The 21,441-nt window shown below is 68.0% G+C and carries 16 protein-coding genes and 4 pseudogenes; 16 read left to right on the top strand and 4 right to left on the bottom strand.

The features are described from left to right. The first annotated feature begins 37 nt into the window (after nt 1–37). The 12 genes and pseudogenes from G6N57_RS00100 (at nt 38) to G6N57_RS00045 (ending at nt 12,678) form a co-directional block, all read left to right on the top strand. Nucleotides 38–580: an LOG family protein gene (locus G6N57_RS00100; RefSeq protein WP_077742318.1), complete on the top strand. Its 543-nt coding sequence runs from the start codon at nt 38–40 to the stop codon at nt 578–580. Nucleotides 581–760: 180 nt separating this feature from the next. Then, nucleotides 761–2,016, top strand: a pseudogene (locus G6N57_RS00095) (L,D-transpeptidase). A gap of 1,076 nt (nt 2,017–3,092) precedes the next feature. Further along, on the top strand, nt 3,093–4,418 hold the full coding sequence (locus G6N57_RS31755) for a hypothetical protein (protein WP_133118351.1): 1,326 nt from the start codon (nt 3,093–3,095) through the stop codon (nt 4,416–4,418). A 204-nt stretch (nt 4,419–4,622) separates the two neighbouring features. Next, nucleotides 4,623–4,844, top strand: a complete 222-nt coding sequence (locus tag G6N57_RS00085; RefSeq protein ID WP_163646565.1) for a hypothetical protein — start codon at nt 4,623–4,625, stop codon at nt 4,842–4,844. A 44-nt stretch (nt 4,845–4,888) separates the two neighbouring features. Further along, nucleotides 4,889–5,644 (top strand): hypothetical protein, encoded by a 756-nt coding sequence (locus G6N57_RS00080; protein WP_220098783.1) that lies wholly within the window; start codon nt 4,889–4,891, stop codon nt 5,642–5,644. A gap of 28 nt (nt 5,645–5,672) precedes the next feature. After that, the gene (locus tag G6N57_RS00075) at nt 5,673–6,941 is read left to right on the top strand and encodes a DUF4878 domain-containing protein (RefSeq protein WP_077742313.1); all 1,269 of its coding nucleotides are present in this window, start codon (nt 5,673–5,675) and stop codon (nt 6,939–6,941) included. A 95-nt stretch (nt 6,942–7,036) separates the two neighbouring features. Beyond that, nucleotides 7,037–7,993 carry an AAA family ATPase gene (locus tag G6N57_RS00070; RefSeq protein WP_077742647.1) on the top strand — a complete coding sequence of 319 codons (957 nt, stop codon included), beginning with the start codon at nt 7,037–7,039 and terminating at the stop codon, nt 7,991–7,993. 7 nt (nt 7,994–8,000) lie between these two features. Continuing rightward, nucleotides 8,001–8,873: a DUF58 domain-containing protein gene (locus G6N57_RS00065; RefSeq protein WP_077742312.1), complete on the top strand. Its 873-nt coding sequence runs from the start codon at nt 8,001–8,003 to the stop codon at nt 8,871–8,873. Next, a complete protein-coding gene (locus tag G6N57_RS00060; protein ID WP_077742311.1) occupies nt 8,863–9,339 on the top strand; it encodes a hypothetical protein in 477 nt (158 codons plus the stop codon). The genes G6N57_RS00065 and G6N57_RS00060 overlap by 11 nt, the downstream gene beginning before the upstream one ends. After that, entirely contained in the window at nt 9,330–10,412 is a 1,083-nt protein-coding gene (locus G6N57_RS00055) for a hypothetical protein (protein ID WP_077742310.1), read from the top strand. Before G6N57_RS00060 ends, G6N57_RS00055 begins: the two co-directional genes overlap by 10 nt. Continuing rightward, nucleotides 10,409–11,485, top strand: coding sequence for a vWA domain-containing protein (locus tag G6N57_RS00050; protein ID WP_077742309.1), 1,077 nt, complete (start codon nt 10,409–10,411; stop codon nt 11,483–11,485). Before G6N57_RS00055 ends, G6N57_RS00050 begins: the two co-directional genes overlap by 4 nt. Beyond that, nucleotides 11,482–12,678 (top strand): tetratricopeptide repeat protein, encoded by a 1,197-nt coding sequence (locus tag G6N57_RS00045; RefSeq protein WP_163646561.1) that lies wholly within the window; start codon nt 11,482–11,484, stop codon nt 12,676–12,678. Before G6N57_RS00050 ends, G6N57_RS00045 begins: the two co-directional genes overlap by 4 nt. A gap of 10 nt (nt 12,679–12,688) precedes the next feature. On the opposite strand, the gene G6N57_RS00040 is transcribed toward G6N57_RS00045, so the two are convergent. Next, nucleotides 12,689–13,333 carry a TetR/AcrR family transcriptional regulator gene (locus tag G6N57_RS00040; RefSeq protein ID WP_234815767.1) on the bottom strand — a complete coding sequence of 215 codons (645 nt, stop codon included), beginning with the start codon at nt 13,331–13,333 and terminating at the stop codon, nt 12,689–12,691. A 146-nt stretch (nt 13,334–13,479) separates the two neighbouring features. On the opposite strand from G6N57_RS00040, the gene G6N57_RS00035 reads away from it, so the two are divergent. The 4 genes from G6N57_RS00035 (at nt 13,480) to G6N57_RS00020 (ending at nt 15,730) form a co-directional block, all read left to right on the top strand. Further along, a complete protein-coding gene (locus G6N57_RS00035; protein ID WP_163646559.1) occupies nt 13,480–14,109 on the top strand; it encodes a hypothetical protein in 630 nt (209 codons plus the stop codon). Nucleotides 14,110–14,203: 94 nt separating this feature from the next. Then, the gene (locus G6N57_RS00030) at nt 14,204–14,758 is read left to right on the top strand and encodes a hypothetical protein (RefSeq protein WP_163646557.1); all 555 of its coding nucleotides are present in this window, start codon (nt 14,204–14,206) and stop codon (nt 14,756–14,758) included. Beyond that, nucleotides 14,671–15,246: a hypothetical protein gene (locus G6N57_RS00025; protein WP_163646555.1), complete on the top strand. Its 576-nt coding sequence runs from the start codon at nt 14,671–14,673 to the stop codon at nt 15,244–15,246. Before G6N57_RS00030 ends, G6N57_RS00025 begins: the two co-directional genes overlap by 88 nt. A 67-nt stretch (nt 15,247–15,313) precedes the next feature. Next, nucleotides 15,314–15,730 (top strand): hypothetical protein, encoded by a 417-nt coding sequence (locus G6N57_RS00020; protein WP_163646553.1) that lies wholly within the window; start codon nt 15,314–15,316, stop codon nt 15,728–15,730. Nucleotides 15,731–16,035: 305 nt separating this feature from the next. Here G6N57_RS00020 and recD read toward each other — a convergent pair. The 3 pseudogenes from recD to G6N57_RS00005 form a co-directional block, all read right to left on the bottom strand. Further along, nucleotides 16,036–17,678 (bottom strand): annotated as a pseudogene (recD, locus tag G6N57_RS00015) (exodeoxyribonuclease V subunit alpha). Further along, nucleotides 17,678–20,923: pseudogene (recB, locus tag G6N57_RS00010) on the bottom strand (exodeoxyribonuclease V subunit beta). The pseudogenes recD and recB overlap by 1 nt, the downstream one beginning before the upstream one ends. After that, nucleotides 20,920–21,439: pseudogene (locus tag G6N57_RS00005) on the bottom strand (exodeoxyribonuclease V subunit gamma); the annotation flags it as partial. The pseudogenes G6N57_RS00005 and recB, both read right to left, overlap by 4 nt. Between the last annotated feature and the right edge of the window lie 2 nt (nt 21,440–21,441).

Genomic DNA, 21,441 nt, shown 5'->3' with positions numbered 1-21,441 from the left:
CGAAGGCGTGCGGTGCCGGAAGGCATGATCGTTCGTGATGAACATCTGCGTCTTCCTCTCCGCCGCCGACCTCGATGACCGCTACACCGAACCGGCGCGGGCCTTCGCCGAACTCCTCGGCCATGGCGGCCACACGCTGGTGTGGGGAGGTTCGGACAAGGGACTGATGAAGGTCGTGGCCGACGGGGTGCAGAGCAGCGGCGGCCGCCTGGTCGGGATCTCGGTTGAGTTTCTGCGGTCGCACGCCAGAGATGGGGCCGACGAGATGGTGATCACCGCGGACCTCGCCCAACGCAAGGCGACACTGCTGGCGCGTTCCGATGCGCTGGTGGTGATGGCCGGCGGCCTGGGCACCCTCGACGAAGCCACCGAGATATTGGAACTGCGCAAACACCGGCATCACGACAAGCCCGTGGTGCTGCTGAACACCGCAGGCTTCTACGACGGCCTGGTGATCCAGTTGCGGCGGATGGAGCAGGACGGCTTCCTGCCCGTACCGTTGGACGACCTGGTGTTCGTCACCGAGGAACCCGACGCGGCGATCGCATACCTACAGGCAAGTGTCGGAGGCGCTGCCTAGCATCGGGCCATGTCGGCGCAGCCTCTGGGCTAGACGCGTTCCGTGCCTGGCGCCCGCACAACGACCCGATCACGACTCGCCCACATCCGGTGGCCGTTGCGCCGAACACCAAGCGGTCCGGCTACGATTTACGCACGATCGGAACCTCGATCAATATGGCCCTCGCCGAACCACATTGGAGTGATGTTGACGTCTGTTCGTCGTGCCTACCTCGCGGTCGCACTCGCTGTGTTGGCCGTGTCAGGTGGTGTCGTTGTCTCGGCCCTGCCGGACTGCGCCGAGCACTGCCAGACGTTGGCCGCGCCGCCACAAGGCGTCCCTCAGCCCTCACCCACCGAGCCGGCCCGACTGACCATCACCCCCAAGCCTGACGCCGAGGTCGATCCGCTCGCCCGGGTCATGGTCACCGCCGACACCGGCACCGTCGCCCGGGTGACGATGCTCAACGACGCCGGCAAGGAGATCCCCGGCGTCCTCACCCCCGACGCCAGGACCTGGAAGCCGACCACCACGCTCGGCTATGGGCGCACCTACACACTGAAGGTGGACGCTCGCGGTCCCGGCGGCATGCCGACCCGCAAGACCGTCTCGTTCAGCACCGTGACGCCGGGCTACCAGGCCCGCGTCTACCTCAACGGCACCAACTACGCCCCGCTGCAGGACGGCGCCACCTACGGCGTCGGCATGGTGGTCGTCGCGCGCTTCGACGAGCCGGTCACCGACAAGGCCACCGCCGAGAACCGGATGAAGGTGATCACCGAGCCCAAGGCCCTCGGGTCGTGGAACTGGATCGACGATCAGACCGCGCACTGGCGCCCGGAGAAGTACTACGCCCCGGGCACCAAGGTCACCGTCGACGCCGGCATCTACGGCGCCAAACTCGGCGACGACCTCTACGGCGCGCAGGACGAGAAGGTGACGTTCACCATCGGCCCTCCCACGTCACGGTCGCCGACGACACCGACAAACAGGTCAGGGTCTACGACAACGGCAAGCTCGTGCGCACCATGCCGACATCGATGGGCATGGGTGGAACCGAGACCGTCGGCGGCACCACGATGAGCTTCTGGACCCCGCGCGGCATCTACACCGTGATGGACAAGGCCAACCCGGTGATCATGGACTCGTCGACCTACGGCCTGCCCGTCAACTCGCGGCTCGGCTACAAGACGACCATCCCGTGGGCCACCCGGATCAGCATCGACGGCATCTACCTGCACCAGCTGAACTCGACCATCTGGGCGCAGGGCAAGGAGAACGTCAGCCACGGCTGTCTGAACCTCAGCGGCGAGAACGCCGAGTGGTTCTACAACTTCTCGGTGCCCGGCGACATCGTCGAGATCCGCAACACCGGCGGCGACCCGCTCAAACCCACCAACAACGGCGACTGGTCCGTGCCCTGGGCCGAGTGGGTCAAGGGCAGCGCCCTGCGCTGAGCGACCCGGCCCGGTCTACTTCGGCGCCGGCAGCTTGGCTGCGATCCGGTCGATGACCTGATTGGCCTGCGCCTGCGAGTCGCCGTCCCCGCAGACGATCGACTCGACGACGCGCTGCCGCGGGCCAGGACGGCGTGATAGCAGTTGCGGGCCTGCGCTCCCTGCCGCGCGACGCCGCCGCCCCCGCGGGCGGTGTCGCGGCGCGGGTCGGGCAGGGCTTCCGGGTTGTCCGCGGTGACCGGCCCGGCGGTCCAGTGCTGGGTGACGTCCTTGGCGGTGGTGGTGAAGACGACGCCCGCGCGGCACTGCTCGTCGTTCATCATCCGCACGGTGTTGCCGGCCACCCGCAGTGCCTGACGGCCCGGCTCCGGCCACACCGGTGAAGTCTCCGGAAACACCTGGATCAGCTGGGCCGCCGACTGGCCCCGCGCGCCGCGGGTGTTGTCGCCGACCACGGCCTGGTAGCCGTCGGCACCCACGGCCTCCTGAAACAGCAGGCGGGCCGCGCAGTCACGGGGCTCGATGCCGTTCGAAGACTGCCCGGGTTGACTGAACGTCGCGGTCTGCTTCATGTCGGTGTCGCCGATGATCTCACCCAGCTCGCCCGGGGTCAGCAGCGCCGCGCGCGCCGACGCGATCGGGTCCGCTCCCGGGGCAGTGGGCGGAGCCGGAGCGGCCGCCGACGTCGTGGCCTCGTCGGCCGAGCCACCGACACTCTGCGAGCATCCCGCCAACAGCAGAACGGCTCCAAGCAAACCCACCACGCCCCGCACTGCGCCCCCTCGTTCAATCCTGTCGACCGGGTTGAAAGTGATCGTGCCGGTCGCGCGGCACCGTTCGATCACGGCCCGACGCGCCGCGATTGATCTTGCCCTAGGCCCCGGGGGTGCGAACGCGGCAAATTGCTCGACCCGCGGCCGGGCGATCGGGAAATTAGTGCCTGTGAAGCCCGTCAGCTGTGGTTACGATTTTCACGGTCACTGCCCGGTGGCTACCAGACACCGCGCGAAGGTCTGGTCGGCGGTGAACGATTCGAGGGATGCGGTGCGATCGATGCTGACTGTCGGGACGAGCCTGTGACAGGCGGGGGTTACGGCGGCCCCGGCCCGTTCGCGGGACAACCGGGGCCGGGCCCGCAAAATCAACCACCGCATCAAGGCGGCTGGGGTGCCAACCCCGGGCCGCAGTTCCCGCAGGCGCCCGCCGGCGGGCAGCAGTTCGGTGGGCCACGACTGCCACCGCCTCCGCCACCGTCGTCGCCGCCTCCTCCTCCGCAGTGGGGCCCCGGCGCACCGCAGCCCGGTCCGTTCGGCAACCAGCCACCGTTTCCCGGGCAGCCGCCCGGTGGCCCCGGATACCTACCGATGCCCACCCCCAAGCCGGCCCGCAAGCCCCTGTTGCGGCTCCCGTCCGGCAAGCGGAGACGCCAGATCCTGCTCGGCGCGGGCGCCGTCGCGGTGGTCGCGGCCCTCGTGGCCGGCGGCTTCATGGTCTTCGGCGGCGGCGGTGCGGACGAGGGCGGCACGGGTACGGCCGGCGAGGCGGTGACGGCCTATCTGGAGGCCCTGCAGAATGGCGACGCGAAGGCGGCGTTGGCGCTGGGACGCGACCAGCCGCCGGACACGTCGATGCTCACCGACGAGATCCTCAAGAAGCAGATGGAGAAATTCCCCATCACCGACGTCAAGGTTCTCGCCGACCTCCCCATGGGTGACGGCGGTGCCCTGGTACACGTGATCGCGAAGGTCGGCGGCGTCGACAGCGATCAGAGCATCCGCCTGGAGAAGCCGCCACCGGGCCAGGGCTGGAAGCTGAAATCGGCTGCGATGACAGTGGAATTCAACATCGACAACACGAGTCCCGAACTCGCCAAATACATCACGGTGTGGGACAAGCCGGTTCCCAAGAGCAACAAGGCCTACATCTTCCCCGGCCTGATCCAGCTCGGCAGTTCGAACCCGGCCATCGACGTCGGCAATTCGCCTGCCGTCGGCAGGACGGATCCGTCGCTGTACGAGATCTCGACCATGAGCAAGCTGGTGTTCCCCGATTTCAAGATCAGTGACCAAGGCCGCCAGATGGTGAAGGACGCCTTGAAAAAGGCGTTGGACGAGTGCGCCAGCAGCTCGAGTCTGGAACCGCCGAAATGCCCGAACAAGGCGGCTCGATCCGACTTCGTGGCCGATTCCGCGAAATGGACCGCTCCGGCCAACCTCGACGCGCTCACCATCAACTTCATGGACCCGAAGACGGGAAAGGTCATGATCATCGGTAACGCCGAATTCGGTATCTCTGTCCGAACCCAGTCGGGCTCAACCGAAACCGGAACCTTCTTGGCGACCGTGTTCGGCAACGCCGACCTGACCCAGAACCCGCCCATCGTCGATTTCGACAGAGCCTGAGCGCGGAGAAACCAACGTGACGAATTTCTCGAACTGGCCCGGGCCGGACCCGACGAGGGGCGCCCCACCGCCGCGTTTCGATCAACCGGTGCCGCAATCAGGCTTCGGCGGCGCCGCACCCGTTGGTGGACCACCGCCGACCTTCGGCGGTCCACCGCCGGCTCCGAACACGAACTCCCGCAGGGATTTGGCGGACCCCCATCCGTGACGCCGACTCCGGGGCGGCCGGGCAACAACCGCAAGCCGCTGATCATCACCGCCGGGGCCACCGTCGCGGTGCTCACCGTGATCGCGGTCATCCTGGCGTTCCTGATGAACAAGGGCGAGGACGGCGGCAGCTTCAATCCCAGCGGATCACCGGTCGACGTCGCCAAGGCGTACCTGGAAGCGCTGTCGCGGGTGACGCCCAGGCGGCGCTGGATCTGAGCGCGACGGAACCGGCGACCACTGCCTTCCTGACCAACGACATCTTGAAGATGCAGTTGGAGAAGCTGCCGATCACCGATGCCGAGGTGGTCGAGCAGAAAGACCTGCCCGACGCCGACAAGCGGACGGCCGTGGTGAAGGTCGCCGCGAAGTTCGGTGGCCAGCGCACCGAAGGCGAACTCGACATGGTCGTGGTCGACAACCAGTGGAAGCTGGCCACGGCATTCGTCAACGGCACCACCGAAGACATCGCCGGATACGGAGACGCGGAGGCGGACGCTGCCCTGACGGTGTTCGGCAAGCCATTGCCGAAGAGCAAGCACTTCTACGTGTTTCCCGGCTACCTCCAGATGGGCGCTGCCACCCCGTATCTCAACATCAACGCGCTCCCGCCGACCACCTTCGAAGACATCAGAACGTTCATGCCCACCACGGTCGAGCCGAAGTTCTCGATGAGCGAACAAGGGCTCAAAGCCGCCCAAGACGCGCTGCGGGCATGGATCGACAAGTGCTTGAACCCGGGCGGCGACAAATCCGATGACTGCAAGACACTCGTCAACGGCAGCTGGGCGTCGTTGTACGACCCGAGCACGATCCGGGTGAGCCGCCCGTACGACCTGCCACCGGACCTCTTCAGGCTTCCCGATCACACCAGCCTGGTGCAGATCGGCAGCCTCAGCGTCCCGATCAATGTGGTGCAGAAGTCCACCGGGCAGCCGGTCGACGTCGATCTCGGGATCTCGGACCAGGTCAAGGTGAACCTCGGCGAGCAGCCGCCGAGAGTGTTCCTGGACCGGTGATGACGGCGTTGATCGACAGGGAGGCGCGGTGACCAACTTCGGGGGAGACAATCCCATCGGTGGCAGCGGTGGTGCGCCGCAGCCACCGCAGGCCTTCCCGCCGCCACCTCCGTATGTACCCGGACCCCCAACGGGGAGCGGTGGTTTCGGTGGCGGCTTCGGCGCCCCGCCGCCCGGCCCCTCCGGCCCACCGCCGTTCTCCGGTGGTGGCTACCCGAATCCGCCGGGCAACGCGCCCTTTCCGGGTGGCGCACCCGCCTTTGGCGCCCCGTCCTTCCAGCCGCCGTCCTACAGCGCCCCGCCCAAGAATCGGCGCAGGCTGTTCGGCATCGTCGCCGGTGCGGTGGTGGTCATCGTCGCGGTGGTCGTCGGGATCGTTGTGTCCGTCGGGGATTCCGATTCGGATGCCACCACGGCCGGCGGCGCGGTCAAGGGCTATCTGAAGGCGCTGGCAAAAGGTGATGCCGAAAAGGCACTGTCGTTCGGCATCAACGAACCGCCCGACAAGACCTTCCTCACCGACGAGGTGCTCAAGAAGCAGATCGAGAAGATGCCGATCACCGATGTCCGGATCGTCGGCGAGGACAGCAGCACCGTGCATGTCCTGGCCAATTTCGGCGACCAGGCGCTCGATGAGGAGATCCCGGTCAAGCAGTCGTCCGACGGGTTGTTCAAGGTCGAATACCCGACGTACTCACTGAATTTCGGTAAGGACAAGGCCGAGGGCTCCAGCGCGCTGCTGGAGTCGGTGAGCATTTTCGGCAAGCCGCTGCCCGCCTCGGGCATCGCCTACCTGTTCCCCGGGGCGATCGAGGTGACCAGTACCAACCCGAACATCGACCTGAAGTACGGGCGGGACGCTTACCTGCTGTCCGGAACCTCGTACAAGGAGCCCGAGGAGAGGGCGGACTTCGCACTGGAAGTCAGCGAGGAGGGGAAAAAGGCTGCCGACAAGGCGATTCTGGACGCGATGACCGAGTGCGCCAAGTCCACGTCGCTCTCGCCGCCCAACTGCCCACAGGGCGACGCCTACATTCGCAGCTACTACCTCGTCGACGGGACCGCACGCTGGACGCCGCCGACCAACACCGACAAGGTGATGCTGCGAATCGGGTCGCAGGTCTACGGGGACGGACTCGACGGCCACGCCGACATCACCGGCGCTGTCGATTTCAAGCTGAGCGCACAGGGTATCGACCCGCGCGACACCATCACCGACGAGAACGTGCGGATCGAACTGCGCGGCTATGTCGATCTCACCAAGAATCCCCCGACCTACATCTACGAGAAGGACTAGACCTAGTGGAACTTCAACAGCCCGGCGCGGATGCGGGGGAACGTACGACACTGACCAACCGGGTTCAGCCCGGTAATCAGGAACTGCAACTCGCGATGCAGGCGGTCCGCGAGATCGGCTATGCCTTCGGTGCCAAGGTGGTGGGGCAGGAGCAACTGCGCGAGACGCTGCTGATCGGCCTGCTCGGCGGCGGCCACATTCTGCTCGAAAGCGTGCCGGGTCTGGCGAAAACCACAGCGGCGCGCACCCTCTCGGATGCGATCGCGGGGAGTTTCCAGCGGATCCAGTGCACGCCGGACCTGCTGCCCAGCGACATCCTGGGCACCCAGATCTACGATTCGACCGCCGCGGAGTTCAAGACCCAGCTGGGCCCGGTGCACGCGAACATCGTGCTGCTCGACGAGATCAACCGGTCGAGCTCGAAATCGCAGAGCGCCATGCTCGAAGCGATGGAGGAACGCCAAACCACCATCGCGGGAACGACATACCCGCTGCCCGAGCCGTTCCTGGTGATCGCCACCCAGAACCCCGTCGACCAGGAGGGCACCTACCCGCTGTCGGAAGCCCAGACCGACCGGTTCATGCTCAAAGAGGTCCTGCGGTACCCGACGCCCGACGAGGAGGTCGAGGTGCTGCAGCGCCGAGACCGCGGGGTCTACGACCGCACGGGCGTGCCGCGGGCGGTCGTCAACCTGGAAACCATTCGGCGCCTGCAGATCACCACCCGCAACGTGCACATGGACCCGCTGCTGATGCAGTACGTCAGCCGGCTCGTCCACGTCACCCGTGAACCGCATCAGTTCCTGCGCCCGGAGGTGGCCCGGCTGATCGAATACGGCGCCAGCCCGCGCGCCACGATCGCCTTCGTCAGCGCGGCGCGCGCCGCCGCGCTGATCGCCGGTCGCAATCACGTTCTGCCGCCGGACATCCACAAGGTGGCCTACCGGGTGTTGCGACACCGGCTCATCCTCGGCTTCGAGGCAGTCAGCGCCAAGGTCACCCCGGAGTCCGTGATCGACCAGGTGCTGCAAGCGGTCCCGGTACCCGGATAGTCCGGCGATGGGTAGGCACCTCAACCGTTCGCGGCAGTTCTTCGGCAACGTCAGCCGCAGCATGCTGCAAGGAGGCAAGCACGCGTTGCTGCACACCCGGACGCTGGAGTTCGACGACCTGCGTCCGTACGTGCCCGGCGACGACATCCGCGACATCAACTGGAAGGCCTCGGCGCGCTCCAGCGACACCCTGGTCACCAAGTTCGTCACCGAGAAGCACCACAAGATCCTGGTGGTCTGCGACACGGGACGGAACATGTCGGCGCTGGCGCCCAGCGGCGAGTTCAAACGCGACGTCGCCGGCGTGGTGGCCGGTGTCATCGGGATGATCAGCATGAGCCGTTCCGATGAGCTCGGCATGGTGTACGGGGACGCCCGCGGCAGCGTCACAGTGCGAAGCCGCAAGGGGGAGAACCACATTGAGGGCATGCTCGAGCAGCTGGTGTCGCACAGCGTCGGCGACGTCGGGGAAAGCCGCGTCATCACCCAGCTGAACTACGTCGCGCACAGCCATCGTTCACGGCTGTTGATGGTCGTCATCGCCGATGAGCCGGAGATCTCCGCCGAACTTGAGGAAGCCGTCAAGCGACTGGCCGGGCGCCACGAGCTGCTGTGGGTGGCGATCTCGGACATGCCCGCCGTCGGAGCGGACCAGGGGGAGATGGACGGCTACGACGTGGGCACCGGACGGTTCGTCCCCGACGGCACCACTCTGGGCCGGGCCGTGGTCGACGCCTACCGCCGAGCCGAGCAGCAGCGGATGGTCGAGCTCGACCGGTTCTTCGAACGCATGGCGGTGCCCTTCGTCCGGATCGGCGGCAGCGTCGAAGTCCGCAACCGGATCACGCACCTGACGGAGGTGTACAGCAATGCCCGGTGATGACCTGCTGAGGTTCATCGGCGGACCGCTCGCCCCGTCCGGATGGTGGCTGGTGCTGGCCGCCGTGATCATCGTGGCGCTGGTGGCCTGGTGCGCCGGCGTCGTGATCTGGACCCTGCCGCCGCACCGGCTGCGGACCATCCCCGTCCTTCGCGACTGGCACGCCAACCTGACCCGGCGCCGGTTCACCCGTGCCATCGAAGAGACGACCGCGCGCTACGGCCGGCGCGAGCTGTCGCGCGAAGGCGCGGCCACTGCCTACAACCACACCCTGCGCAGCTTCCTGTACCTGCGCACCGGGGTGTACGCCAAGAACCTGCTGACCGAACACCTCGCCCAGAGCGAGCTTTCCGACGCCGTCCCGCTGCTGACGCTCCTGCAGGACGCGCAGTTCAATCCCGAATCCCGCGCTGACGTACTGGCTTTGGGACGCTCGGCCGAGGAGTTGATCCACGCATGGACCTGAGATGGAGCTGGCTGCTCATCCTCGGCGTGCTGGGCCTTGCCATCGCCGTGGCCATCGCCTGGCGCCTGCCGGTGGCCAAGGTACAGCGCCGGATGCGACCACTGGCCAACGTGAGCCGCCTGACGCGGCTGCCCGAATTCGCCCGGGTCCAGCGCATCTACCTGATCTCGATGGCTGTCGTGGGATCGATGGTGGCCATCGCCTTCCTGGGCGCCCTCGTCGCCGCTGCCCGGCCTGCCAAGCTCGCATCGGCCGACGACGGCTACGACGCGGCCTACCCCCGCGACGTCATGTTGTGTGTCGGCCAGCCCGTCAACGACCCGACCACCGCTGATTTCCTGAACTACTGGGCCGGGAAGGCCAAGGACGCCACCAGCACCTCGTTCGGCATCACCTCACAGAACCTGCGTGCGCTGCCGATCACCCGGGACAACGCCTTCGCCGAGCAGCGGATGCGCTACTTCGCCGGCCTGGCCGGGATTCAGCACAAACTCGACACCCACCAGAACGTGCCGGTGGAACAGAAACTCGAACTGGCCGCCGGCCTCGAGGCGTTCTCCCGTCCCGTCAAGTACGTCGACTACGCGCCGAGCCTCGAAGACACCCTCGCCATGTGCCTGGCGGGATTCGGGCCCAGCAGCGGGTCCCACCGCCGCCAGCTCGTCTACATCGGCTACAGCAAGTTCCGCGCCGACGACGAGAAACGGCCGTCCCTCTACGACCAATCTCAGGTGCTGGCCATCGCGCAGCGTGAAGGGATCCAGATCAACGCGATCTCGCGGGCCGACGTCCAACAGATCAGCCAGTCCGGCAACGATTCCCTGCGTGCACTGACCGACGCCACCAAGGGGAACTTCTCGCTCTACAACCCGGCAGGCACCGGATCCTCGGGCGGCGCCAACGACATCCTCAACGGCGCCCTCGACAAGATCAACCAGAACCCGCCTGCGCCGCGGTACCTCGGGATCAACCAGGACTCGAAGCGCTACTTCGACATCCCCACGGTGCCCTTGGCCATCGCGGTCGTGGCGGCGTTGGCGCTGTCCGTCGGGCTGGGGGTGCTGCGCCGATGAACTTCGCCCCGGTCCTGCCTGCCTACCTGCTCGCGATTCTGGCCTTCCTGATCGTGGCCGTGCGGGTGTTCACCCTCTATCAGCTGCTGGTCCGCACCACGCCGGGCCGCTACCGGCCCGTCGTACTGCGCTGGCTCGGACTGACATTCGCCGCGCTGCTGTTGGTGCTCGCGGCGTTTCGGCCAGGTATCGCCGACGACGGCGATCGCAAGGCCTCCGCCGCCGGCGGCGCGGTCTCCGACATCAACGTGTTCTTCGTCGTCGACCGATCGGTGACCTCGCGGATACCCGACTACGGCAACGGGCAGGCGCGCATGGAGGGCATCCGCGCCGACATCGCCGCGCTGATGGAGAAGTACCGAACGGCCCGGTTCGGCCTGATCGGATTCGCCAGCAAGGCCAAGGTCAACTGGCCGCTGTCGCCCGACACCGACAGCTTCGAGGCCTACACCAAGAACCTGTCCGCGTACTCCCTGACGCCCTACGACTCCTTCAACTTCATCGACCCGGTGGCGGCCAATGATCTGCTGCGCCAACAACTCGAGGCGGCGAAGAAGGCCTACCCCGAGTCGAAGAGCCTGGTGTTCTATTTCGGTGACGGCATCAAGGGCGACCAGGTCAAAGCGGGCACCTTCGACATCTCCGAGGATCTGTTCAAGGGCGGGGCAGTGCTGGGCTACGGCACCCCGGCCGGAGGGCCGATTCCGCACAGCTACGCCAACGGGCACAAAAACTACCTCGGTGATCCGAACACCGGCGCGATCATCCGCTCCGGACTCGAGGAGGTCTGGCTGCAGGAAATCGCGAAGAGCTTCGGCGTCAGATACTTTCACCGTGAGGCCGGTCAGGACATCGTGCCGGTGCTGCCACCGGTCGCCTCGGGCGGACTGGTCGACGGCGGCGAGATCAGCGGTGACCAGGATCCGCTCGTCGGACGCACCGAGTGGTACTGGGTGTTCGCGTTGATCAGCGCCGCCCTGTTGTCCATCGAGGCGGTGTTGATGGTTCGCGAGGTGCGGCGCAACCGCTTGTCGCGGCGCGACCTCACCGCCGAGGACGTGGTGGCCCAATGATGTTGCGTCAGAAGCCGAACCAGATACTGGGCCAGATCATTCCGTTCCTGCGTCACTTCCTGCAGCTCGCCCGCCGTCGCACGGTGGCGTGGTTCAACCCGTCGCAGCGGCGGCTTCGACTGCGCCGCAGGCTGTTCCTCTACACCGTGCCCGTCGCCGCACTACTGGCGGTCGTCGTCGCCGGGCTGATCTCGGTGGTGGTGGTCGGGAACTCCGCCGTCGACTCGTTCAACCGGCACGACATCGAGGCGCTGCGGATCGATGTCGACAAACTGAAGAAGTTCGGGGTGATCGAAGCCGGCAGCATCGCGTTCGCCGAAGGCGATCTGCTGGTGCTGGAAGGCAAACTCGACGACGCGGAGAAGCGGTTCAGCGAGGCACTGGAGAGCTTCGACGGCGCCGACTCCTGCCCGGTGCGGATCAATCTCGAACTGGTCCGGGAAACGCTGGCCGACCTGGCCGTGCGGTCCGGCCGCCCCAAAGATGCCGACCGGCTCTACAACGACGCGCTGGCCGTGGTCAAGGACGCTCCCGACGGGTGCTTCCTGTACAACACCGATCCCAATGACGAGCGACGGGCAGTGCGTGCCGATGCCAAGCCGCGGCTGGAACGCAAACTGGCCGCCATGCACGCCCCGCCTCCACCTCCGCCGACCGGACCCGCCGTCGTGACGCCCGAACCGCCGCCACCGCCGCCGGCTCTGCCGCCCCCGCCGGGGCAGGGCATCGGCCAGGGGGACGGTCCGGGCGAAGGCCCGGTCAGCCCCGGGCAAGGCCAAGCTCCACCTCCGCCACCGCAGGGACCTGGCGCCGCGCCTGCCCTGCCGCCGATCGGGCAGGGCGGGGCACCGCAACTGCCGCCACTGGCACCTGACGGGCAGTCTGGAACCGAGACACCGCCGTTGCCGTCGCTGCCCGGCGAGAACCTGCCTGCAGCGCCGCCGCCACCGCCGGCTCCGCCAGGTGCACAACCGGGCCCCGGCGATGGTCCACTGCAAGTGGCCGATCCGCGCGCGCCGAATCCCGCGCAGATCCTCGGTCCGGTGGGGCCCGACGGATTGCCGTTGGGGGACAAGAACACCAGCGCTCCGGACCTGCGTCTGGAGGAGCGCGAAGGCCATGGCTCAGGTCCCGCGGACAAGCTGCAATCCATCCTGGAGGATGCCAGTGCCTATGGCGGAGAACGGGAATGACGGTCGGCGGCTAGGGGAACACCTGACGCGGCGGCGGGGGTTTCTTCACGACGGCCGGCAGGATGAACGTCTCGATGTAGCTGCGCGCCACGGCGGGGTCGGCCATGCCGGGCACCGCTTTCACCAGGAACCCCAGCGCCGTCGCAATGATGAACTGCGCCAGGTCATGTGCGTGCAGGCCGGGCCGGAACTGACCGGCATCGTCGGCGATCATGGCCTCGATGGTGGTCTGCACCAACTCGGTCAGGTCCGAATCACCGGCGATCAACGATGCGATCGTGCCTTCGGAGGTTTGGTCGGCGATCGTGTTGAGCAGCGGGTCGGCCACCAGCTCGGTCGCGACGATGACCAGACTCTCGACGAGCAGATCGACGGGACCGGCGCCCTCGGGTATCCGGGTGAGGATCGACGCCATGTGCCGCTGGGTGGTGCGCTGCACCATGGCCGCGATCAGCTCGTTGCGGTTGGCGAACTGCCGGTAGATCGCGGTGCGTGAATAGCCGGCCTCGTGGGCGATGACCTCCATGGTCGAGGCGCGGTACCCGCGGGTGACGAAAAGGTGCTCGGCGGCATCCATCAACACCTCGCGGGACTGCTCGGCGGTGTTGCCGCCACCAACCGGACGTCCCCGGGGTCGGCGTTCTGGTGCTGACAATCGACTGTCCTGATTCGCTGCGTAATGGGGTTTCAGTATGACGGACGCGTGGCGATGCACCGGGGACTGTGAGCACTTAAAGAAACATTTAAACGGATTTGTGCATTTTCCTGCGAACGGGCGGTGAGGCCGGTTAGCGTGCCTGAGTGACCAAACGGGGGCGGGCAATTCATGTGTTCACGGCAATGGGGTGGGGCGTTGTGGTTCTCGCCCTGTGGATGGGGTTGATCGCGGGCGCGGTGTCGACGGCTCATGCCGACCCCGGCCGCGAGAAGTCAACCACGCAGTCCACCAACGACTCTGACAAGCCGACGAAGCACCGGGACAAGCCGACCCGCTTCGGCCCGCGCAAGCAAGAGCCGCGGCGGGCCGACGATGCGCCGGTGGGTCAGCGCCCGCGGCTGTCCGTGCCGAAGTCTCTGCCGAAGCCCTCCGAGGTCCGCGACGCGGTCGACGACCTCCGGACCCAGGTACGCACCGCACTGACCGAGGTTGCCGACCGGGTGCCGAACATCCGCTCGGCGCAACCACTTACACGACCCAAGGCCACGACGAAACGTGACACCCCCGAGCCGCCTGCGGTCGCCGACGCCACCATGGCCGAGACGGCGGCACCCGACATCGCCGAGGCGATCGACGCCGTCACCCACCGCGTCGATCAGAAGGCGCCGCCGGCGCAGGTGAACGCCGTCGTCGACCGCATCGCCACCGACGGACGCGCCCTGCTCACCGGCCTCACCGATCGGGCGGCGAAACCGTTGTCGATCAACCGGTGACGCGGCCGATCGCCCAACTGGCCGCCGCCACCGTCGGTCGGCACCGGTCACCGCGCCGCGGACCGCGCCGTTGGTGAACATCGTCGGCTCGCTGGTGTTCAATGTGGTCGGCGCTGCGTTGCAGGTGTTCTCCGGGCCACCGGTGCTCCCGCCGGGCAGCAACGTCACCGTCCGCACCTCGACGCTGGACATGCCGGGGACCAACCAGACCGTGCGCGCGGACTGGTACTTCCCGGAGGACCCGGACTCGGCCACCGGCGTCATCTATCTGCAGCACGGGTTCATGGCGACGGGGCCGATGTACAGCTACACCGCGGCGTACCTGGCCGAGGAGACCAACAGCATCGTCGTGGTACCGACGTTGTCGTCAAACCTCTTCGACACCAACGGAGAATGGATCGGCGGGGAACCGATGCAGCAGTCCGTCGCGGACCTGTTCGCCGACGACCGGCCCGAACTGACCGCGAGCGCCAGCGCGGCGGCGGGCCACCCCGTCACACTGCCGTCCGTTCGTGCTGGTCGGGCATTCCTGGGCGGAATGCTGGTCACCGGCGCCGCCGCATGGTCGACAACGGCGCGGTCGACGACCTGGCCGGGGTGGTGCTGCTCGACGCGGTGGACACCCACAATGACATGCCCGACGCGCTGAACCAGCTGACCGGTGCCAATTACCGTCCGGTGCTGCTCATTTCGTCCGAGCCCTATGTGTGGAACCGCAACGGGACGGTGGGCCAGGAACTGCAGGCCGCGCGGCCCGGCGAGTTCAACGGCGTGATGCTGGTCGGCGGACGTCACATCGACGGACTGCAGGGGGCCAACCCCATCCTGCAGTTCGCCGAGTACCTCATCGCCGGCTTCTCGCAACCGCAGAACGTCGATGCGGTCAAGACGATCTCGGCCGGCTGGATCAACGACATGTACAACGGCACCGAAACCGGCGTGTACGGCGCGCCGCAGGAGAGCATCGAGATTCCCACCGCGTCTGGTACCGCTACCGCGGTGGTGCTGCCGTTCGCCTCGACAGATCCGGTGCAGGCCACACCGTGGGACGGATTGGTGGAGCCGATTCTCGATGCCCTGTTCCAGTACGCGGTGTACGAGCCGCTGGCCGGGCAATCGGTGGCGCTGACCGTCTGACGGCCGAAATCGGTGCCTGTCGAGCCCTCGTGGCGCCCATATCCTGGTAAGGACGCCGAATCGGGGATTGCCGGAGCAGACACCGCCAGAGGAATACCCGCACGAGTGGGTGGACCGGTACGGACCCCAGGCGTTCGCACCTCAGGCTTATGTGCAGCCGCCGCTCAACCAGCACGACCAAGTCGTGCTGGGCATCCGCTGGGTCGCAGGCGTCATCGGCGGCTGCGCGGCGGCGTTCTGGGCGCTGATCGTCTACGCGATGCTGGGTTCGGCGTTCGACACGAACCCGGCCACGGATCCGCACGGCTACGGGATCGTCTTCGGCGTGCTCATCTCGGTGCCGGTCAGCCTGTTCTGGGCCCTGGTGTTGCCGTTCGCCGCACCCAGACGCTGGTGGGGGCGCGCCTTCGCGATTTCGTTGCTGAGCTTTCTGGCGCTCAACGCGCTGGTGTTCTGGGCGCTGAGCGTCTCGGGTGCCGGATAGCGCCGCGTCCGTGTTCGCTGACATCCGCTGAACAAGGCATATACCAAGCTCAGCTATACATTTTGCCGCGAAATCGTTAACCGAATTGGTGCGTGATCCGTATGTGATTCAGCCCACCGAGGGGGTACATTGTGATCGCTGTCATAGGAAAGGGCGTGCAATGGTCGGTGCATTTGTGGGCGTACTTCTGCTGGTGCTGGGCATCGGCGCGGTCGCCGGCGTCGTCACGGCTGTCGCGATGGGCTTGCCCACCCTGGCAATCGTGATCGGCCTCATCTCCGGCGCGTTTTCGCCGGACGCGCCGTTTAGAGCTTCAGCCGCTTTCGCAGGCCGGTCGCTCGGACTGCCTGCCGGGAGATCGCCGCGCGAATCTCCGCTTCGGATCCCACGACGCGTACCCGCGTCTTGGCCCGGGTGACCGCGGTGTAGAACAGCTCCTCGTCAACAGGCGGGAGTCCTCCGGCGGTAGCAGCACGGTCACCTCGTCGGCCTGGCTGCCCTGGGACTTGTGGATCGTCATGGCGTGCATGGTCTCGACCTCGGTGAGCCGACCGGTCGCGAACGACGCGGACCCACCCGCGGTCCCACCCACGATGGCCCGCAAGCCGTCGGGGTGGCGACGGTGACGCCGGTATCGCCGTTGTACAGCTTGAGCCCATAGTCGTTGGCGGTCACCAGGATCGGCCGCCCACGTACCACGACGCCCACATGGGCTCACCGGTCGCCTCGGCCAGCCACCGCTGCACCTGGCGGTTCCATTGCGCGACACCGAACGGACCGCGCCGCGCGCACAACAGCCGATGCTCGTCGAGAATGGCCAGGCGCGCGCGCATCCCCGAGGATCGCCGCCTGCCGCAACGCAAGCGGCACAAGCACTTCCCGCAAGCGCTCGGCCGGGTCCGAGGACACCCACTCGACGTGCTCGCCCCCGGCCGCCAGCACCTCCACCGCGCCGGACGCGTCCCCGGCCCGGATTGCTGACGCCAGCGCGCCGATCGATTCACCGAACCGGTGCGAGGTTTGCAGGGCCGCCACCCCACGCGAGCCCAGCCCCTCGACCAGATCGGCCAACACCGCGCCGGCTTCCACCGACGCCAGCTGATCGGGATCGCCGACCAGCAGCAGCCGGGTTTGCGGACGCACCGCCTCCAGCAGTCGCGCCATCATGGTCAGCGACACCATCGAGGTCTCGTCGACGACGATCACGTCGTGCGGCAACCGATTCGCCCGATGGTGACGGAACCGCGACGACGTGTCCGGGCGGGGCCCCAGCAGCCGGTGCAGCGTGGTGGCCTGCAGGCCCGAGATCCGTTCCCGGTCCACGGCGTCGAGCCGGTTCACCTCAAGCTGCACGGCCTCCTGAAGCCGGGCCGCGGCCTTACCTGTCGGCGCGGCCAGCGCGATCCGCAGCGACGGGAGGCCGGCCAGCGCGGCCTGCTCGGCCAGCAGCGCCAACAGCCGCGCCACCGTGGTGGTCTTGCCGGTGCCGGGCCCACCGGTCAGCACCGTCAGCCCCTGTGACAACGCCACTTTCGCCGCGGCCCGCTGCTCCTCGAACCCCGGTGGAACAACCGCGCCACATCGGGTGCCGATCCGGCCGGCTGCGCACCCACCAACGTCAGCACGTCGTCGCAGACCTGCTGCTCCTCCAACCAGTAGCGGTCGAGGTACAGCAGGTCCCCGAACAACCGCAGCACCGGCGGAGCGCCCAGTAGCGGGCTGGCCGCCACGGCCGCCAACCACTCGTCGGGCTGCGGCCAGGGCAGGTCCGGCAATTGGGTCTGTTCGGCGACCGCCCGCAGGTCGACACAGACCGAGCCGCCGCGAAGGGCCCGCACCGCCAGCGCCAGGGCCAGGACGACCGACGGCGTGCTTTCCTCGGCGAGGGTGCTCAACCGTTGGGCCACGCACATCGGCGGGCCTGAATCTCGGCGAAAGCGTCCAGCATCACCCGGCTCCCTGATCGAGTAGCTCCGATATCGCGATCACCAGCGGCGCGGGCGGTTCCCAGCTGAACACCCCGGCCGGGTGTCCGTCGACGACGGGCGTCTGCGCCCCGCACATCCCGCGCACGAACAGGTACATCACCCCGCCAAGATGGGTGGCCGGGTCGTAGCCGGGCAGCCGCCAACTCAGGAACCGGTGCAGCACAACGCTGTACAGCAGCGCCTGCAGCGGATAGTCCGAGTGCAGCATCGCCTCGACCATCCGGTCCCGCCCGTAGTCGGCCGCGGTGAGCGGCTCGTCACCGGTGCCCAGCCAGTTGGTCTTGTAGTCGACGATGACGAAGCGATGCTCGATCCGCAGCACCACGTCCACCGAACCGGACAGATAGCGCAGCGGCTGACGGCCCAACAGCCCGGTCGTCAGTCGCTCGGCATAGACGGCCATCGGATCGCCGGCGGGCAGGTGCTGATCGAGCAGTGCGCCGACATCGGCCAACCGGGCGAAGTCGCCGCCGCGCAGATCGCCCCCGGCCATGGGGAATTCGAAATCCAGCTCGCACAGCCGGTCGGCCATCCCGATCTGCCGCAGCGTCACGCCGGGCGCCAACGGCCCCAACGGGTGTCGTGCATGGGCAGCAGGGCCGCAGCCAGTTCATCGGCCTCGACCTCGACGGGCCAGCGGGCGGCGTGCTTACGCACCTCGGTCAGCAGTTCGGCAGACAGATCCGCGGCCAGCGGGTCGGCGGTCTCCAGCACCGCGTGCACGAGTGAGCCGAACGCCGCCCCGGTGGGCAGCGACGCCATCGGGGAGGGCAGGTCGGCGCCCTGGGCGGGAGCGACGACGGCGATGTCGGTCGACTCGTCGTCGAGTTCGGCGACCTCGGGCTCGCTGGACACCCCGGTATCGCCGTCGTCCTCGGCCGCGCGTAGCAGCCCCGAGTACGACGTGCGCCGCCATGCGGTGTCGATCGAGCGGTGAAAGTGCCGCGCCGCCAGGTCATCTGGAACGGGCGCGTGGGGACCGGCGGGGCCGGGACGATCACCGACTGCTCCAGCACCGGACCGCCCTCGGCCTCCCACGCCCGCAACCGGGCCAACGCGTCCTCATCGGTGACCTTGGCAGGCACGCACCGGTCGGGCACCGCGGCCTCGCCGGGAGCGCGCCCGCGCAGCAGCCGTGACAGGCCGCCGTTCGGCTCGTCGTTCGACGGCGCCCACCACGCGACCACCTGGGACTGGGCCCGCGTCATCGCCACGTAGGTCAGCCGGCTGTCGTCGGCGGCTGCCTCGGTCCGCCCGGCCCGGGTCACCGCTGGATCCGGGCCGCCGACCTGCAGGCAGCGCACGCCGTCGTCGTGGAACAACACCAGATCGGGTTCCGGCACATACCGATTGAACGCGAACGGCAGGTACACGATCGGGAACTGCAGGCCCTTGCTGACCCACACCGTCATGATCTGCACCGCAGCGGCGTCGCTGTCCAGACGGCGGTTGCGCTCGGAGGTGCCGCCGCCCTCGGAGCGCTGCGTGCGCAGCCAGTCCCGCAGCGCGGCCAGCCCGAAACCTTCCCGGTGCGCGGTGTCACCGAGCAGCTGAGTCAGGTGGGCCACGTCGGTCATCAGCCGCTCACCGCCCTGCCAGGACAGCACCCGCTTGCCCATGCCTGCCAGTTGCGCGGCCTCGAAGATCGCCGCGACGCCGCGCTCACGGGCCTGGCCGGCCCAGGTGCGCAGGGTGTCGGCGACCCGGTCGGTCAGTGCATCCCCGCCCGCGGCAAGGGTTTCGGCGGTCTCGCCGAAGAACATCGTGGCCGCCGCGGCCCGCACCAGGCCGGGGCGGTGCGGCTGGTCGAACGCTTCCAGCAGATACAGCCAGTCCTCGGCGGCCTCGGAATTGAACACATCGGAATCCCCGGTGTAGACCGCGGGGATGCCGGCCTCGAGCAGCGCGGTGTGGCAGGCCCGGGCGTCCTTGTGGGTCTCGACGATCACCGCGACGTCGCGCGCTTGCAGCGGGCTGCCGTCGAAGGTCGCACCGCTGGTCAGCAACGCCCCGATGTCGGCGGCCAGATCCTTGCCGATGTGGTCACGAAGGTCGGCGATCGGAATCACCTTGGTGCCGGTGCGGTTTCGCGTCACCATCCGCAGCCGGAACGGATCGTTGTGCGGCGCCCCGGCCAGCCGATGCCCCTGGTGATTGGCCTGCACGTCGTGCACCACGATGTCCGGTCCGCCCAGCTCGGCGCCGCGCAGCACCGCCTGCAAGCTGTCCACCAGCACGCTGTCGCTGCGCCAGTTGGTGCCGAGCGTCTGCTTGTCCCCGGCGGTCGCCGCGGCCCGCAGATAGGTGTCGATGTCCCCGCCGCGGAACGCGTAGATCGCCTGCTTGGGATCGCCGATCAGGATCAGCGTCGACCGCCCGGAGAACGCCCGCTCGATCACCTGCCACTGCACCGGATCGGTGTCCTGGAACTCGTCGACCATCACGATCGGCCAGCGTTGCGCCATCCGGACCTGGGCCGCCGACTCTTCCGTCGCCAGCGCCCCGGCCAGCCGGGTCAGCAGATCGTCGTACCCCAGCACGCCGCGGCGCCGCTTGCGAATCTCCAGCTCCGCCAGCACCGCCCGGGCGAAACCGAGACGTATCCCGGCCGGGGACTCGGGCTCGGGATCCCGTGGCCGCAGCTCGGTGGCCGGGTTGGCCACCACGACCCGGGCCAGCCGCAGCGCCTCGGCATACCCCAGCTCGGGGACATCCCGCTGAGCCCCGAAATGCGCGAGATACAGATCGTCGACGATCTCGCACACCAGCTCGTCAAGACTTTCGACCAGAGTCACACCCGAATCGCTGTCGCCGGCCACGCCAAGGGACTTCAGGACGATCTGGCAGAACTGGTGCGTGGTGGCGATGGTCGCGGCGTCGAAACCGGCCAGCGCATCACGCAGCCGCTGCCCGCGGGCCTGCTGGTCCTCGGCGATCAGGTACTGCAGCAGGTCGTTGTCGGCGCGGGACGGATCCTCCAGGGCCGCCAGGGCCCCGACGATCTGGGCCCGCACCCGCTCCCGCAGCTCCTGGCTCGCGGCCCGGCCGAACGTGATCAGCAGCATCTGATCCAGCGTCGCCGCGCCTCTGCCACGAACCGCGTCACCAACCCGGCCAGCGCGAAGGTCTTGCCGGTACCGCTGGCCTCCAGCACCGTGGTGCTGTTGGTCTGCGGCAACGGCCCGAGCAGATCGAATACCTTCACCGGGGCGACCTTTCGGCCTGCAGCAGCGGAAGCCACAGCCGCCCGAATACTCACCCAACCCGGCCAGCCGGCTCAACGGCGCGCCGCGACCCCACGCCCGCACATGTGCCGGCGCCTCATCCTCGCCGGGAATCTACCGCTGCGCCAGCGGAATCCGGCTTCACGCCTCGTCGCCGGCGTGCCGCGCGGCTGCCCACGCGTAGGAGGTCTTGATGGGCAGCGGCAACGGCTCCCGGCGGCCCGCGTCGTAGATGGCGACCAGATCGGCCAGCAGCGCGACCGGATCATCCGGACGGCCCAGTCCTCGACCCGCGGGTGTCGCCGCGCCGGGGACGCCCGATGCACACCGCCGACCAGTCCTGGTCCGGAAGTCCTGCGGCCAACGCCAGCAACGGAATCCAGGACTGCAGCAGGTGCTTGCCGTCGAGCTTGAATACGTCACCGACACCAGCCGGTCGCCGAACACGGGGAGACCGTGCCGGTCAGCCGTCGCCCGGTGCCGAGATCGATGTCGATGT

The organism is Mycolicibacterium boenickei (assembly GCF_010731295.1).
In the GTDB taxonomy this organism is placed as follows: domain Bacteria; phylum Actinomycetota; class Actinomycetes; order Mycobacteriales; family Mycobacteriaceae; genus Mycobacterium; species Mycobacterium boenickei.
Note: the sequence above shows the minus strand (reverse complement) of the source record. Positions and strands in the feature narration are given on the sequence as shown.

What these genes read in the sequence shown, in the direction of transcription:
- G6N57_RS00055 (WP_077742310.1), top strand. Translation starts at nt 9,330, where the DNA reads ATGGACCTGAGATGGAGCTGGCTGCTCATCCTCGGCGTGCTGGGCCTT.
- G6N57_RS00100 (WP_077742318.1), top strand. Translation starts at nt 38, where the DNA reads ATGAACATCTGCGTCTTCCTCTCCGCCGCCGACCTCGATGACCGCTAC.
- G6N57_RS00050 (WP_077742309.1), top strand. Translation starts at nt 10,409, where the DNA reads ATGAACTTCGCCCCGGTCCTGCCTGCCTACCTGCTCGCGATTCTGGCC.
- G6N57_RS00060 (WP_077742311.1), top strand. Translation starts at nt 8,863, where the DNA reads ATGCCCGGTGATGACCTGCTGAGGTTCATCGGCGGACCGCTCGCCCCG.
- G6N57_RS00070 (WP_077742647.1), top strand. Translation starts at nt 7,037, where the DNA reads ATGCAGGCGGTCCGCGAGATCGGCTATGCCTTCGGTGCCAAGGTGGTG.
- G6N57_RS00025 (WP_163646555.1), top strand. Translation starts at nt 14,671, where the DNA reads ATGGTCGACAACGGCGCGGTCGACGACCTGGCCGGGGTGGTGCTGCTC.
- G6N57_RS00065 (WP_077742312.1), top strand. Translation starts at nt 8,001, where the DNA reads ATGGGTAGGCACCTCAACCGTTCGCGGCAGTTCTTCGGCAACGTCAGC.
- G6N57_RS00045 (WP_163646561.1), top strand. Translation starts at nt 11,482, where the DNA reads ATGATGTTGCGTCAGAAGCCGAACCAGATACTGGGCCAGATCATTCCG.